Here is a 12776-nt window from a genome sequence, read left to right as displayed (position 1 = left end):
GTCGGAGACGGCGCGGTACTCGGTGCATCGCCGCGGGCCTCAAGCCGTGAGAGGCGGCAGGTCCAGGTGCTCCCGCAACGTTGTCCCTTCGTACTCGGTGCGGTAGACCCCGCGGTCCTGCAGCTCGGGGACCAGCCGGTCGACGACGTCGTCGAGGGCGGCGGGGACCAGGTGCGGGCTGAGGTTGAACCCGTCCACCGCGCGCGTGCGGACGTAGTGCGCCCACTCGTCGGCGACCTGTCCCGGTGTCCCGACGAAGCCGCGCTGCCGCGGCTGGACCTCCAGCACCAGCTGGTGGATCGACAGCTTCTTCGCCTCGGCCAGCTCCCGCCACCGCCGGATCCGCTCGAGCTTGCCGGTCCGGTCCGCGATGGAGATCGTCCCGCGGGACGGGTCGAGCTCGCCCTCCACGGGCTCGATGTCCGGCAGCGGGCCGTGCGGGTCGTAGGCCGACAGGTCCTGGCCCCAGTACTGCTCGAGGAACGCCAGTGCCCGCTGCGGGGTGATCTGGCGCCGCCGGATGTCCTCCGCGCGGTCGGCCGCGTCGGCGGGGGTGTCGCCGAGGACGACGGTGGCGCCGGGCAGGATCCGGACGGCGTCCGCCGGGCGGCCGTGGCGGGCGAGACGGGCGCGCAGGTCTTCGGCGTAGGCGAGCGCCTTGTCGTAGGCGGTGTTGGCGGAGAAGACGACGTCGGCGTACTTCGCCGCCAGTTCGCGGCCGCCGGGGGAGTCGCCGGCCTGGAACAGCACCGGCCGTCCCTGCGGGCTGGGCGGCACGGTCGGGGCCGCCCGCACGTTCACCAGGTCGGTGTGCCGGTCCACCAGCCCGGCACCGGACCACAGCGCCAGCGCGGCTTCGACGAACTGCTCCGCCCGATCGTAGCGGCGCTCGTGGGCCAGCCAGCCGCCGTGCCGGAAGTTCTCGCCGGTCCAGGCGTTGTCGGTGGTGACGATGTTCCAGCCGGCCCGTCCGCCGGACAGGAAGTCCAAAGAGGACAGCCGGCGGGCGAGGTCGGCCGGGAAGTTGTAGGTGGTGTTCTGGGTGGCGACCAGCCCGATCCGGGTGGTGGCGGCGGCGAGGGCGCTCAGCTGGGTGATCGCGTCCGGGCGGCCGGCGACGTCGAGGGCGTGGACGCGGCCGCGGTTCTCCCGCACCCGCAGGCCCTCGCCGAGGAAGAACGCGTCGAACAGCCCGCGCTCGAGGGTTCGCGCCACCGACACGTACGTCTCGATCGCCGTGTGGTCGGCGTTCGACGGGTCGTCCCACAGGAACTGCGGGCCGACGCCGGTGTAGAACACGCCGAGGTGCAGCCGCGCGCTCATGCGAACACGCTTTCCGCGCGCGGCAGGCCCAGCGACGCACGGAGCGTGGCGCCGGGGCGCGGCGGGACGAGCAGGCCTTCGCTGCGCAGCGAAGGCAGTACTTCGCCGGCCAGCGCCGTCAGGTCGGCGGCCTGGCCGGCGAGGTGCAGGCGGACGCCGTCGACGCTCGTCGCGAGCCAGCCCAGCAGTTCGGTCAGGCCGAGCGGGGACCCGGTGTAGTGCAGGCGGTCCGGGTCCGTCCGGCGTCCGGCGTCGCCGAGCCGGACCTCGACTTCGGCGAAGACGAGGCGGGCGCCGGTTTCCCGGGCCCGCGCGGCGCGGGCGCGGACGTCGTCGAGGCCGGTGCCGCCCACGAGCACGATGTCCGGGCGAGCGGCTTCGGCGAGGGTGTCGGGGGCGAGCACCACCGGCCTGCCCTGCGGGGGCCGCGGCGTGATCAGCGGTCCCTTGACCGAAAACCGCGTCCCCGTGAAGTCGACGTGGTGGACCTTGTCCGGGTCCAGGTACCGGCCGGTGGCGACGTCCTTGATCACGGCGTCGTCGTCCCAGGAGTCCCACAGCCGACGCACGGCTTCGACGCTTTCCGCGACCTCGTGGTGCAGTGCGTCCGGGTCGAGCCGGGAGCCGCCGACGGTGGCCAGTGCCGCGGCCGAGCCGTCGGCGGCGACCACCCAGGCCGCCCGTCCGTGCGAGGCGTGGTCGAGGCTCGCCAGCTGCGCGGCCAGGTGGAACGGCTCGGCCGTGGTGACGTTCGCGGTCACGGCGAGCCCGAGGCGATCGGTCAGGGTCGTGACGTAGGCCGCGCGGGTGCCCGCGTCGAGCCGCAGCCCGCCGCGCGGCGGCAGGGGCGAGTCGTCGAAGGTGGCGAAGGTGAACCCGGCGCGCTCGGCCGTGGTGACGACGCCGGCCAAGGCGCCGGGGGACAACCGGCCGGGTTCGGCGCCGTCCAGCTCCACGGCGACGTGCAGACTGCGAGAAGTCATGCCTCCACAGCTATCCGGTGCGCGGCCGCGGCGCACGCACGTTCAGGATGTGGACGGCGGAGCCGGGTACCTCGTCCAGGATCTGGAACCCGCGGCCGGCTCGTTGACCGGGCTCGGCGTGCTTCTTAAAGTTCGACGTGTCAGCCGGAAGGCGTCCGCGCTTTTCCTCCCTTTCCCCTTTTCCGGAACAGGTATCCTCATGCCCGAATCCGTCTGGGTCGCCCAGTCTGATCCGCGGGTCCGGCCCATGCTCGCCGACCTCGCCCGCGAGTATTCGGCGCGCTACCACCGCGTGCTCAGCGATGTCCACTTCGAACTCCGCGAATACCCGCCCGAGCGGTTCGCGCCACCGCACGGTGGCTTGCTGCTGCTTCTCGCGGACGGCGTCGCGGTCGCGGGTGGCGCCTTCCAGCGCTACGACGGGGAAACCGCGGAGCTCAAGCGCATCTGGACGCACCGCGCGCACCGCGGCCGTGGTCTCGGCCGCCGGGTCGTCGCCGAGCTGGAAGCCGAAGCCGCCGGCCGCGGGTACGCGCGGATCTTCCTGACCACCGGCCCGAACCAGCCCGAGGCGCGCGGGCTGTACCTGGCCACCGGGTACACCCCGCACTTCGACGTCCACGCCGTGCCCCGCACGTCGCTGCCCTTTTCGAAAGCGCTCATCGCCGTGGTGGGGGCGAGATGACCAGCGATCTCGGCACGCGGCCCGCTCCCGCCGCGCCACCGGAAGAAGCGCTGAAGATCGTTCCCGCCCGCCATCCGCTGACCTGGGTGGCCGCCGTCGTCGTCGCGGTCCTGGTCGCGATGGCCGGGCACGCCCTGGTGACGAACACCGCGTTCGACTGGCCGACGTTCGCGAAGTTCGTCTTCCAGAAATCGATCTTGGAAGCGGTCGCGCTGACCCTCGAACTGACGTTGTTCGGGGTCGTGGCCGGATTCCTGCTCGGGACCGTGCTGGCGTTGCTGCGGATTTCCCGGAACCCGCTGCTGCGGGCGGTCAGCTGGACCTACACGTGGATCTTCCGGTCGGTGCCGCTGATTCTCCAGCTGCTGTTCTGGTACAACCTCGCCATCCTCTACAATGAGATCTCCTTCGGCATCCCGTTCGGGCCCTCCTTCGTCTCGGTGGGGACGATGAGCCTGATCCCGCCGTTCCTGGCCGCCGGTCTGGGGCTCGCGCTGCACCAGGGTGCCTACGCCGCGGAGATCGTGCGCGCGGGTTTCCTTTCGGTGGACGCGGGACAGCGCGAAGCGGCCGCGGCGCTGGGCATCCCGACCGGGCGGCAGTTCCGCCGGATCGTGCTGCCGCAGGCGCTGCGCACCATCGTGCCCACCGCGGCCAACGAGATCGTCGGGCTGCTGAAGGCGACGTCCCAGGTGTACGTCATGGCGCTGCCGGAGCTGTTCTACCAGGTGCAGGTGATCTACACGCGCAGCGGCCGGGTGATCCCGCTGCTGCTGGTGGCCACCGCCTGGTACCTCGCCCTGACCAGCGTGCTGTCGGTCGTGCAGTACTACGTCGAACGCCGGCTGGGGCGCGGGGCATGACCGCCGAGTACACAGTGGACGTTCGCGGGGTCCACAAGAGCTTCGGGGCGCTGACCGTCCTCGACGGCGTGGACCTCCAGGTCCGCCAAGGGGAAGTCACCGTCCTGCTGGGACCGTCGGGTTCCGGGAAGTCGACGCTGCTGCGGCTGATCAACCACCTCGAACGCGCCGACCGCGGCTTCATCAGCGTCGACGGCGAGCTGATGGGCTACCGCCGGTCCGGGAACCGGCTGCACGAGCTCAAGGAACGCGAGATCCTCGAGCAGCGCACGAAGATCGGGTTCGTCTTCCAGAACTTCAACCTGTTCGGGCACCTGACCGTGCTGGAGAACGTCGTCGAGGCACCGATCTCCGCGCAACGCCGTCCGCGCGCGGAAGCCGAGGCCAAGGCCCGCGAACTGCTGGACCGGGTCGGGCTCGCCGACAAGGCCGACCAGTACCCGCGGCGGCTGTCCGGCGGCCAGCAGCAGCGGGTCGCGATCGCCAGGGCGCTGGCCCTCGAACCCGGCGTCCTGCTCTTCGACGAACCGACCTCGGCGCTCGATCCCGAGCTGGTCGGGGAGGTCCTCGCGGTCATCCGCGACCTGGCGCGGACCGGGACGACGATGATCGTCGTCACCCACGAACTCGGCTTCGCCCGCGAAGTCGCCGACACCGTCGTCTTCCTCGACGAAGGCCGCGTGGTCGAACAGGGCCCGCCCGCCGAGGTCCTCGGCAACCCCCGTCACGCCCGCACCCGGGCCTTCGTCGACAAGGTCCTTTGAGGAGAACTCATGAAACTGAGAACACTCTTGCTGGCTTCGGTGTTCGTGCTCGCCGCGTGCGGCAGCCCGGAAGCGGCCACCGCCCCGGCGGCCCAGCCCGGCGGCGTCAACATCACCGCGAACCAGAACCGCGTCCGGGCGCAGAAGGTCGACGCGATCGCCGCGCTCGTCCCCGCCGGCATCCGCACTCGCGGTACCCTGGTCGTCGGGACCACCGGCAACGGCACCCCGCCGCTGTCCTTCCGCGCCGACGACGACAAGACCGTCATCGGCGTGGAGCCCGACCTCGCACAGCTGGTCGCCGACGTGCTCGGCCTCAAGCTCGACCTGCAGGCCTCCTCGTGGGAAAACCTGTTCCTGTCGGTGGAGAACCGGCAGTTCGACGCCGGGTTCTCGAACATCACGGTGACCGAGGAGCGCAAGGACAAGTACGACTTCGCGACCTACCGCAAGGACACCATCGCGTTCGAGGTGAAGAACGAGAAGACCCTCGCGGTGCAGGGGCCGAAGGACATCGCCGGGCTCACCGTCGGCGTCAGCGCCGGCACCAACCAGGAGCAGATCCTGCTGCGCTGGGACCAGCAGAACAAGGCGGCCGGGCTGGCACCGGCGAAGTTCCAGTACTACCAGACGACCTCGGACTACTACCTCGCGCTGCAGTCCGGCCGCATCGAAGCCTACGCCGGCCCGAACCCGACCTCGGCCTACCACGTCGCCGTGGACGGCAAGACCAAGATCGTCGGCACGGTCTCCGGCGGCGGCACCATCCCGGCCGACATCGCCGCGATGACCAAAAAGGACAACGGCCTGGTCAAGGCCCTGCAACAGGCGCTGGACACGGTGATCAAGAACGGCCAGTACGCCGAGGTGCTCAAGCGCTGGAACCTCACCTCCGAGGCGCTGCCCGCGTCCGAGATCAACCCGCAGGGCCTGCCCCGGAAGTGAACCGGCCGTAAGAGTTCCCTAATGCCCGTCCGGCGGAACCCGGCACCGGCCGCCGCTACGCTCGGCCGGTGCCGGGTTCACGATGGTTCCGAGCCGCGCTGTTCGCGGTGCCGGGTCTGCTGCTGGCCGGGTTCGGCGCGGCCCACCCGGCGGTGCTGGACGCGGGCACGGCGGGGTGGTGGACCGTGCTGCACATCATCCTGCTGCCGGTGTTCCCGTTGCCGGCCGCGGCGCTCTGGCTCCTGCTGGCGCCGGCGTCGCCGTGGCTGCGCCGGCCCGGCCGGGTGGCGGCGTACGGTTTCGCGACTTTCTACGGCGGGCTCGACGCGGTCGCCGGGATCGCCGCCGGCACGGTGACCGGCTTCCAGCACGGTGTCACGCCGGTGGTCGGCTCCCTGTTCGAGGTCGGCGACCTCCTCGGGCACCTCGGTGCCGGGTGCTTCCTGGCCGCGTCCGCGCTGGTCTCCGCCGCCTCGATCGCGCGGGCCGGCCGGCGGGCCGTGCCCGGCGGGGTCGTCCTGCTCGCCGCGAGTGTGTCCTTTCTCGACAGTCACATCTTCTGGCCGCGCGGGGTGGTGACCATGATCGGTGTGGCCGTCGGGACGGCGCTGCTGGCCGCCGCGTCCGGCCACCGGGTTCACCGGCGGCCGGACGCGACCGGCGTCACGGCTTGAGGACGACCTTCTCGCAGTTGTCCTTCTTGTTCTTGAACAGGTCGAAACCGCGCTCGGCCTCCTCCAGCGGCAGGGTGTGGGTGATGATCCGGGTCGGGTCCAGCTCGCCGCTTTCGATGCGCCGCAGCAGCGGTTCCATGTAGCGCTGCACGTGGCACTGCCCGGTCCGCAGGGTCAGCGACCGGTTCATCCACGCACCGGCCGGGAACTTGTCGAGCAGGCCGCCGTAGACGCCGATCACCGAGACCACGCCGCCGCTGCGGCAGGAGAGGATCGCCTGGCGCAGCGCGTGCGGGCGTTCGGTCTCCGACCGCACCGCCTGCTTGACCCGGTCGTAGGCGGCGACGTGCGCGCTGCCGTGGGTGGCTTCCATCCCGACCGCGTCGATGCACTTGTCGGGACCGCGGCCACCGGTCAGCTCCAGCAGCCGGGACCGGACGTCGACCTCCTCGAAGTTCACCGGGATGTGGCCGGCCTGCTCCGCCAGCCGCAGCCGGTAGGGCTCCTTGTCGATGGCGATCACCTTCGCCGCACCCAGGACCCGGGCGCTGTCCATGGCGAACTGGCCGACCGGACCGGCACCCCACACCGCGACGACGTCGCTGGAGCGGATGTCGCACATGTCGGCGCCCATGAAGCCGGTGGGCAGGATGTCCGACAGGAACAGCACCTGTTCGTCGGTCAGGTCCGACTCGATCTTGATCGGGCCGACGTCGGCGAACGGCACGCGCGCGTACTGCGCCTGGCCGCCCGCGAACCCGCCGGTGAGGTGGGAGTAGCCGAAGATCCCGGCGACCGGGTGACCGAACATCTTTTCGGCGATCCCCGCGTTGGGATTGGTGTTCTCGCAACAGGAATACAGTTCCGCGGCGCAGGCGGCGCACGCGCCGCAGGCGATCGGGAACGGCACGACGACCCGGTCGCCGACGCGCAACCGGCTCGCGTCGACGCCGGACCCGACTTCGACGACTTCGCCCATGAACTCGTGGCCCATGACGTCGCCGTCCTGCATGGTCGGGATGTACCCGTCGACCAGGTGCAGGTCCGAGCCGCAGATGGCGGTGGAGGTGATCCGCACGATCGCGTCGCGGTGGTTGAGGATCTTGGGGTCCGGGACCTCGCGGACCTCGACCTTGTTGCGGCCCGCCCAGGTGTTGGCCCTCATGCGTCCGGTCCCTTCTCGAGTTCGGCGTCCGACAGCGGCTGGGCCGGGCGCTGGGGGAATTCCTTGCGGGCCCGTTTGCCCCACGGGGCGCCGTCGGACCGGACGACTTCGCCGGTTTCCAGGACCTGCTTGAGCCGGCGCAGGTCGTCGTCGAGCTGCTGGTGCGGTTCCTCGCCGTAGAACTTGGCGACGGCCTTGCCCAGCGCGCCGCCGGGCAGCTCGTAAGCCAGGACGACGTTCACCTCGGTGCTTTCGCCGTCGGGGGCGGGGGTGAACCAGACGGTGCCGGCGTTGGGGACGGTCGCTTTCCCGGTCGAGCGCCACGCGATCCGCTCGCCGGGGGTCTCTTCGGTGATTTCCGCGTCCCATTCGACGTCCTGGCCGAAGGGGGCGGCGGCGGTCCAGTGGCTCGTCCGGTCGCCGGTGGTGCGGACCTGCTCGAGGTGCGCCATGAAGGTGGGAAGGTTCTCCAGGTCGCGCCAGAAGGCGAAGACGTCCGGCGGTGGTTTGCGGATGGTGGTCGCTGCGGTCAGTTCCACGGAATCTCCTTTGCGTGTGGCCCGCGCGGCCCGCGCGGGACTGGTGTGTTCCGCGCGGGTGGCCTGCACGGCGGTCAGCAGGTCCAGCGCGGTGATGCCGGCGATGGCGCCGGTGACCCCGGCGAGCCGCCGCCGTCGGTCACCGCCACGGTGGGTGAGGGCCACGCCGAGCGCGGTCAGGTCCATCGCGTCGCCCGCGACCCGGGTCCAGGCCCAGACGCCCTTCCGCCTGCTCGCCAGCAGCCCGGCCGCGTGGACCAGCTCCCGCAGGCCGACGGCCGGCACCACCACGCGCGACTTCGCCGAGTCGTCCACGCCGCTGAGCCGGCGCACGGTGTGCGGGGCCGCCAGCTGTGCGACGCCAAGGCCCAGGCTCAACCAGCCCAGCCGCCGTCCCCGCCGCTGCACTTTCTCTTGCGCTCTTCGTTCCGTTGTCGGGCTCATCTTGCGGCGGCTACCCCTGCGCGATCCGGCTAACCGGCCGACTCGTTCGAACGACCGCGGCCGTTCGCGGTTTATCGGTTTCCCCCGAGGAAATCCGCCGCCCGAGGGGACACCCACGCGAGGAGGCTGTTGTGAAGGCAGTGGTGTACGACGGGCCGCGGCAGGTCAGCGTCAAGGACGTACCGGACGCGAAGATCGAACGGCCGACCGACGTCCTGGTGCGGATCACGTCGGCGAACATCTGCGGCTCGGACCTGCACATGTACGAGGGCCGCACCGATTTCGAGACCGGACGCTGGTTCGGGCACGAAAACCTGGGACAAGTCGTCGAGGTCGGGTCCGGGGTCGACAAGGTCCAGGTGGGCGACTGGGTCGTCATGCCGTTCAACATCGCCTGCGGGCACTGCAAGAACTGTGAGCGGCAGCTGACGAACTACTGCCTGACCGCCCAGCCCGAGCCGAAGATGGCCGGTGCCGCGTACGGCTTCGCCGACATGGGCCCGTACGCCGGTGGGCAGGCCGAGCTGCTGCGCGTGCCGTGGGGCGACTTCAACTGCCTGCGGCTGGGCGAGGACGCCGAGCAGCGCCAGACCGACTACGTGATGCTCGCCGACATCTTCCCGACCGGCTACCACGCCACCGAGATGGCCGGCGTGCGTCCCGGCGATCAGACGGTCATCTACGGCGCGGGCCCGGTCGGGCTGATGGCCGCGCTCTCGGCGACCATCCGCGGAGCGGGCAAGGTGATGGTCGTCGACCGGCACGCCGACCGGCTGCGGCTGGCGGAATCGATCGGCGCGATCGCCATCGACGACTCGAAGGTCGACCCGGTGCAGGCCGTGCTCGACGAGACGATGGGGCTGGGCGCGGACAACGGCTGCGAGTGCGTCGGCTACCAGGCGCACGAGCCCGACGGCCGGGAGCGGGCCAACCTGACGATGAACCGGCTGGTCGCCTCGGTCCGGTTCACCGGGACGATCGGCAACGTCGGCGTCTTCGTGCCCCAGGACCCGGGGGCCGAGGACGAGCTGGCCAAGCAGGGCAAGCTCGCCTTCGACTACGGCATGTTCTGGTTCAAGGGCCAGCACATCGGCACCGGCCAGGCCCCGGTCAAGAAGTACAACCGGCAGCTGCGCGACCTGATCGCCGGCGGCAAGGCCGAACCGTCGTTCATCGTCAGCCACGAGCTGCCGCTCGAGCGCGCGCCGGAGGCCTACGAGCACTTCGACAAGCGGGAAAACGGCTGGACGAAGGTCGTCCTGCACCCGGCGATGGCGGGTGCCTGACATGTCAGGAGAGCTGAACGGACGCCGGGTCGCCATCCTCGCGGCCGACGGGGTGGAACGGGTCGAGCTGGAACAGCCACGGCAGGCGCTGGACGAAGCCGGCGCCAGCACCACCGTGGTCTCCATCGCCGAGGGCGAGATCCAGGCGCGCGACCACGACCTGGAGGACGCCGGCACTTTCAAGGTGGATCAGCTGGTCGGCGACGTCTCGGTCGACGACTACGAGGCACTGCTCCTGCCGGGTGGGACCGTGAACCCGGACAAGCTGCGGATGGAACCCGCCGCGGTGCGGTTCGTCCGGGACTTCGTCCGCTCGGGCAAGCCGGTGGCCTCGATCTGCCACGGCCCGTGGAACTTCGTCGAGGCCGACGTCGCACGCGGGCGCCGGCTGACCTCGTGGCCGAGCGTGCGCACGGACCTGCGCAACGCCGGGGCCGAGGTGGTGGACGAGCCGGTCGTCACCGACGGCAACATCACGACCAGCCGATCGCCGGACGACCTGCCGGTGTTCTGCGAGCGGATCGTGCAGGAGTTCGCGAAGACGGGGTAGTTGCCGGCCAGCCCTTCTATCGTCGATGAACGATAGAAGGGCTGACCGTGCTGGACCGTCACGCCCGATCGCGACGCCGCCGCGGACCTGGCGGTCGAGGTCGTGGCCATGACGGCCGACCACGCGGACCAGGTGCTGGCGATCTACCAGGCCGGGCTGGACACCGGGCAGGCCGGCTTCGAATTTACGGCTCCTGCCTGGGAGGCCTGGGACGCCGACCACCTTGCGGAGCACCGGCTGGTCGCGCTCGACCCGGCTGGGCGGGCCATCGGCTGGGCCGCGGTCTCGGCCGTGTCCTCGCGGTGCGTGTACGCCGGGGTCGTCGAGCACAGCGTCTACGTCGACCCGGAAGCCCAGGGGCGCGGAGCCGGTGCGCCCTCGATTGCGCACCGGCTCCGGGGCTTCAGCGGCAGCAGCCCTCCGGCGCTGCCCGGTCGGCGCCGTACGTCTTCGAGTCGGCCTTGACCGTGTAGACCTCCCACGGCTCCTTACCCGGGCCGTGGACCCACACCTTGTCCTGCACTGCGTAGCAGCACGTGGTGTCGTCCTCGGTCAGCGTCTCGAGGCCTTCGCCGGTCAGCCGCCGGGTCGCCGCGCCGACCTGGTCGGTCGACTCGACTTCGACGCCGAGGTGGTCCATCGCCGTCTCCTGGCCCGGCTCGCCCTCCAGGAGTACCAGCTTCAGCGCGGGCTCCTCGATCGCGAAGTTCGCGTAGCCCGGCCGGAGCTTTGCCGGCTCGGTGCCGAACAGCTTCGAGTAGAAGTCGATCGATCCGGCCAGGTCCCCGACCCGCAGGGCCAGCTGTACCCGTGACATCGCCGCCTCCTTGGATAGATGTGTGTCTAAGCAGCATTGCCCCTTGCATAGAAGCCTGTCAAGATAGAGACATGTCGAAGCAACTGCCGCTCGTCACGGCGGACACCTGCTGCGCGCCGCTGGCTCGGGAGCCGCTGACGCAGGGCCAGGCGGTGGAGCTCGCGCACCTGTTCAAGGCGATGGCCGACCCCGTCCGGCTGCGGTTGCTTTCCCTGATCGCGTCCCACGACGGTGGGGAAGCGTGCGTGTGCGACCTGACCGAGGTCTTCGACCTGACCGGCCCGACCATCTCCCACCACCTCAAGGTCCTGCGCGAATCCGGCCTGATCACCGGCGACCGCCGCGGCACCTGGGTCTTCTACCGCGTGCACCCCGAGGTGCTCGCTCGGCTGTCGGCCGTGCTCACGACCACCGGCTGAGGGAGAACGCCCGTGACCGGCAAGCCTGAAGTCCTCTTCGTCTGCGTGCACAACGCGGGCCGCTCCCAGATGGCCGCCGCGCTGCTCGCCCACCACGCCGGTGGCGCGGTCGACGTCCGCTCGGCCGGCTCCGCGCCCGCCGACAGCATCAACCCCGCGGTGCGGGAGGCGATGGCCGAGATCGGGCTCGACCTCTCCCGCGAGGTCCCGAAGAAGCTGACCACCGCCGCGGTCGAGGCGGCCGACGTCGTGATCACCATGGGCTGCGGCGACGCCTGCCCGATCTTTCCCGGCAAGCGGTACCTGGACTGGCAGCTGGACGACCCGGCGGGCAAGGGCGTCGAGGACGTCCGGCCGATCCGGGACGAGATCGACCGCCTGGTGCGGGAGTTGCTCGCCGGACTCCACGGCTGATGATCGCCGGCATTTCCGCCTGATCTCTTTTCCCACCACCGTTTTCGCAGGCTGCGGCGCGACGCCGCAAAGGTTGCCGCGAGCGCGTCGCGTGCTGATGTTTCGCGCCTGGATGAAACGTCTTCGGTCCGGTTGACGCTGGTCAGCTGCCGCTGGCACGGTCGGCCGGGCAAGAGTTGATCACCCGGCTGGGGGATAGCAGGGGTGACGCACCGAAGGCGCGCCGGCCGCACCACATTTCCTGACTCCTCGCCGCGGTGTATTCCCCGCCGCTGCGGGAGTAATCGAGAGAAAGCGAACGCCTTGAATTCGAGAACCAGAGTTCTTGCTGTCTTCACCTTCGTGTTGTCGGTGCTGCTGGCCGGGGCCACGCAGGCGCCGGCGGCCACGGACCAGACCGTGGAGGTGGCCGCACCGGCCGGGAGTGGGCTTCCGGCCTATGTCGCGGTCATCAGGCCGGTTTCCGCGGAGCGGCTGGGGAACAGCTGGCACGAGGGGTGCCCGGTCGGGCCGGACCAGCTGCGGCTGGTCAACCTGAGCTTCCTGGGCTTCGACGGTGCCGTGCACCGGGGCGAGCTGGTCGTCCACGCCGACCGGGCGCTCGAGGTGGCCCGGGTCTTCGGCGACCTCTACTTCGGGCGGTTCCCCATCGAGCGGATGGACACCGTCGAGAAGTACGACTCCGACGACGACGCGTCCATGGCGGCCAACAACACCTCCGCGTTCAACTGCCGGGCGATCACCGGGGGCACCGCCTGGTCCAACCATTCCTACGGGCGGGCCATCGACATCAACACCGTGCAGAACCCGTACGTCTCCGGCAGCGGCGCGGTCTACCCGCCCAACGGCGCGCCCTACGTCGACCGGACGCAGACCCTGCCCGGCATGATCCACGCCGGGGACGT

At 70.7% G+C, this 12776-nt stretch carries 16 protein-coding genes; 11 read left to right on the top strand and 5 right to left on the bottom strand.

What is annotated here, in order from left to right; all coding sequences use genetic code 11:
* Positions 1–39: 39 nt before the first annotated feature.
* Positions 40–1323, bottom strand: a complete 1284-nt coding sequence (locus tag ABZX11_RS11175) for an LLM class flavin-dependent oxidoreductase (RefSeq protein WP_354912079.1) — start codon at positions 1321–1323, stop codon at positions 40–42.
* Complete coding sequence (locus tag ABZX11_RS11170; protein WP_354912077.1) at positions 1320–2306, bottom strand: LLM class flavin-dependent oxidoreductase; 987 nt, start codon at positions 2304–2306, stop codon at positions 1320–1322. Before ABZX11_RS11170 ends, ABZX11_RS11175 begins: the two co-directional genes overlap by 4 nt.
* A 199-nt stretch (positions 2307–2505) precedes the next feature.
* Here ABZX11_RS11170 and ABZX11_RS11165 point away from each other — a divergent pair, with 199 nt between their 5' ends.
* The 5 genes from ABZX11_RS11165 to ABZX11_RS11145 all read left to right on the top strand — a co-directional run bounded on the left by ABZX11_RS11165 (position 2506) and on the right by ABZX11_RS11145 (position 6237).
* On the top strand, positions 2506–2991 hold the full coding sequence (locus tag ABZX11_RS11165) for a GNAT family N-acetyltransferase (RefSeq protein ID WP_354912074.1): 486 nt from the start codon (positions 2506–2508) through the stop codon (positions 2989–2991).
* The gene (locus ABZX11_RS11160; RefSeq protein WP_354912071.1) at positions 2988–3854 is read left to right on the top strand and encodes an amino acid ABC transporter permease; all 867 of its coding nucleotides are present in this window, start codon (positions 2988–2990) and stop codon (positions 3852–3854) included. The genes ABZX11_RS11165 and ABZX11_RS11160 overlap by 4 nt, the downstream gene beginning before the upstream one ends.
* The gene (locus ABZX11_RS11155) at positions 3851–4618 is read left to right on the top strand and encodes an amino acid ABC transporter ATP-binding protein (RefSeq protein WP_354912068.1); all 768 of its coding nucleotides are present in this window, start codon (positions 3851–3853) and stop codon (positions 4616–4618) included. Before ABZX11_RS11160 ends, ABZX11_RS11155 begins: the two co-directional genes overlap by 4 nt.
* 9 nt (positions 4619–4627) lie before the next feature.
* A complete protein-coding gene (locus tag ABZX11_RS11150) occupies positions 4628–5563 on the top strand; it encodes an ABC transporter substrate-binding protein (RefSeq protein WP_354912065.1) in 936 nt (311 codons plus the stop codon).
* Positions 5564–5631: 68 nt separating this feature from the next.
* A complete protein-coding gene (locus ABZX11_RS11145; protein ID WP_354912062.1) occupies positions 5632–6237 on the top strand; it encodes a hypothetical protein in 606 nt (201 codons plus the stop codon).
* Here ABZX11_RS11145 and ABZX11_RS11140 read toward each other — a convergent pair.
* Together ABZX11_RS11140 and ABZX11_RS11135 are read right to left on the bottom strand one after the other, a co-directional pair.
* A complete protein-coding gene (locus tag ABZX11_RS11140) occupies positions 6227–7402 on the bottom strand; it encodes a zinc-dependent alcohol dehydrogenase (RefSeq protein ID WP_176170413.1) in 1176 nt (391 codons plus the stop codon). The two genes, ABZX11_RS11145 and ABZX11_RS11140, sit on opposite strands and share 11 nt — an antisense overlap.
* Positions 7399–8349, bottom strand: a complete 951-nt coding sequence (locus ABZX11_RS11135) for an SRPBCC family protein (protein WP_354912059.1) — start codon at positions 8347–8349, stop codon at positions 7399–7401. The genes ABZX11_RS11140 and ABZX11_RS11135 overlap by 4 nt, the downstream gene beginning before the upstream one ends.
* A gap of 167 nt (positions 8350–8516) precedes the next feature.
* On the opposite strand from ABZX11_RS11135, the gene ABZX11_RS11130 reads away from it, so the two are divergent.
* The 3 genes from ABZX11_RS11130 (at position 8517) to ABZX11_RS11120 (ending at position 10686) form a co-directional block, all read left to right on the top strand.
* On the top strand, positions 8517–9671 hold the full coding sequence (locus ABZX11_RS11130; protein WP_176170411.1) for a glutathione-independent formaldehyde dehydrogenase: 1155 nt from the start codon (positions 8517–8519) through the stop codon (positions 9669–9671).
* Between the two features lies 1 nt (position 9672).
* Positions 9673–10221, top strand: coding sequence for a type 1 glutamine amidotransferase domain-containing protein (locus ABZX11_RS11125; RefSeq protein WP_354912055.1), 549 nt, complete (start codon positions 9673–9675; stop codon positions 10219–10221).
* 108 nt (positions 10222–10329) lie between these two features.
* Positions 10330–10686: a GNAT family N-acetyltransferase gene (locus ABZX11_RS11120; RefSeq protein WP_354912052.1), complete on the top strand. Its 357-nt coding sequence runs from the start codon at positions 10330–10332 to the stop codon at positions 10684–10686.
* On the opposite strand, the gene ABZX11_RS11115 is transcribed toward ABZX11_RS11120, so the two are convergent.
* Positions 10625–11038: an ArsI/CadI family heavy metal resistance metalloenzyme gene (locus tag ABZX11_RS11115; protein WP_354912049.1), complete on the bottom strand. Its 414-nt coding sequence runs from the start codon at positions 11036–11038 to the stop codon at positions 10625–10627. The genes ABZX11_RS11120 and ABZX11_RS11115 overlap by 62 nt on opposite strands.
* Positions 11039–11109: 71 nt before the next feature.
* Between ABZX11_RS11115 and ABZX11_RS11110 the strand changes: the two genes are divergently transcribed.
* The 3 genes from ABZX11_RS11110 to ABZX11_RS11100 form a co-directional block, all read left to right on the top strand.
* Positions 11110–11457, top strand: a complete 348-nt coding sequence (locus ABZX11_RS11110) for a metalloregulator ArsR/SmtB family transcription factor (RefSeq protein WP_354912046.1) — start codon at positions 11110–11112, stop codon at positions 11455–11457.
* 12 nt (positions 11458–11469) lie between these two features.
* The gene (locus ABZX11_RS11105) at positions 11470–11871 is read left to right on the top strand and encodes an arsenate reductase ArsC (RefSeq protein WP_354912043.1); all 402 of its coding nucleotides are present in this window, start codon (positions 11470–11472) and stop codon (positions 11869–11871) included.
* A 342-nt stretch (positions 11872–12213) separates the two neighbouring features.
* Positions 12214–12776 (top strand): M15 family metallopeptidase (locus ABZX11_RS11100; protein WP_354912041.1); only part of this gene is annotated, 563 nt, incomplete at its 3' end.

It is taken from the genome of Amycolatopsis sp. NPDC004169, assembly GCF_040610315.1.
In the GTDB taxonomy this organism is placed as follows: domain Bacteria; phylum Actinomycetota; class Actinomycetes; order Mycobacteriales; family Pseudonocardiaceae; genus Amycolatopsis.
This window is presented reverse-complemented; position numbering and strand designations above follow the sequence as displayed.

Excerpts from the sequence above, each read along its gene's own strand:
- ABZX11_RS11175 (WP_354912079.1), bottom strand. The coding sequence starts at position 1,323 with ATGAGCGCGCGGCTGCACCTCGGCGTGTTCTACACCGGCGTCGGCCCG.
- ABZX11_RS11170 (WP_354912077.1), bottom strand. The coding sequence starts at position 2,306 with ATGACTTCTCGCAGTCTGCACGTCGCCGTGGAGCTGGACGGCGCCGAA.
- ABZX11_RS11165 (WP_354912074.1), top strand. The coding sequence starts at position 2,506 with ATGCCCGAATCCGTCTGGGTCGCCCAGTCTGATCCGCGGGTCCGGCCC.
- ABZX11_RS11160 (WP_354912071.1), top strand. The coding sequence starts at position 2,988 with ATGACCAGCGATCTCGGCACGCGGCCCGCTCCCGCCGCGCCACCGGAA.
- ABZX11_RS11155 (WP_354912068.1), top strand. The coding sequence starts at position 3,851 with ATGACCGCCGAGTACACAGTGGACGTTCGCGGGGTCCACAAGAGCTTC.
- ABZX11_RS11150 (WP_354912065.1), top strand. The coding sequence starts at position 4,628 with ATGAAACTGAGAACACTCTTGCTGGCTTCGGTGTTCGTGCTCGCCGCG.
- ABZX11_RS11140 (WP_176170413.1), bottom strand. The coding sequence starts at position 7,402 with ATGAGGGCCAACACCTGGGCGGGCCGCAACAAGGTCGAGGTCCGCGAG.
- ABZX11_RS11125 (WP_354912055.1), top strand. The coding sequence starts at position 9,673 with ATGTCAGGAGAGCTGAACGGACGCCGGGTCGCCATCCTCGCGGCCGAC.
- ABZX11_RS11120 (WP_354912052.1), top strand. The coding sequence starts at position 10,330 with ATGACGGCCGACCACGCGGACCAGGTGCTGGCGATCTACCAGGCCGGG.
- ABZX11_RS11115 (WP_354912049.1), bottom strand. The coding sequence starts at position 11,038 with ATGTCACGGGTACAGCTGGCCCTGCGGGTCGGGGACCTGGCCGGATCG.
- ABZX11_RS11110 (WP_354912046.1), top strand. The coding sequence starts at position 11,110 with ATGTCGAAGCAACTGCCGCTCGTCACGGCGGACACCTGCTGCGCGCCG.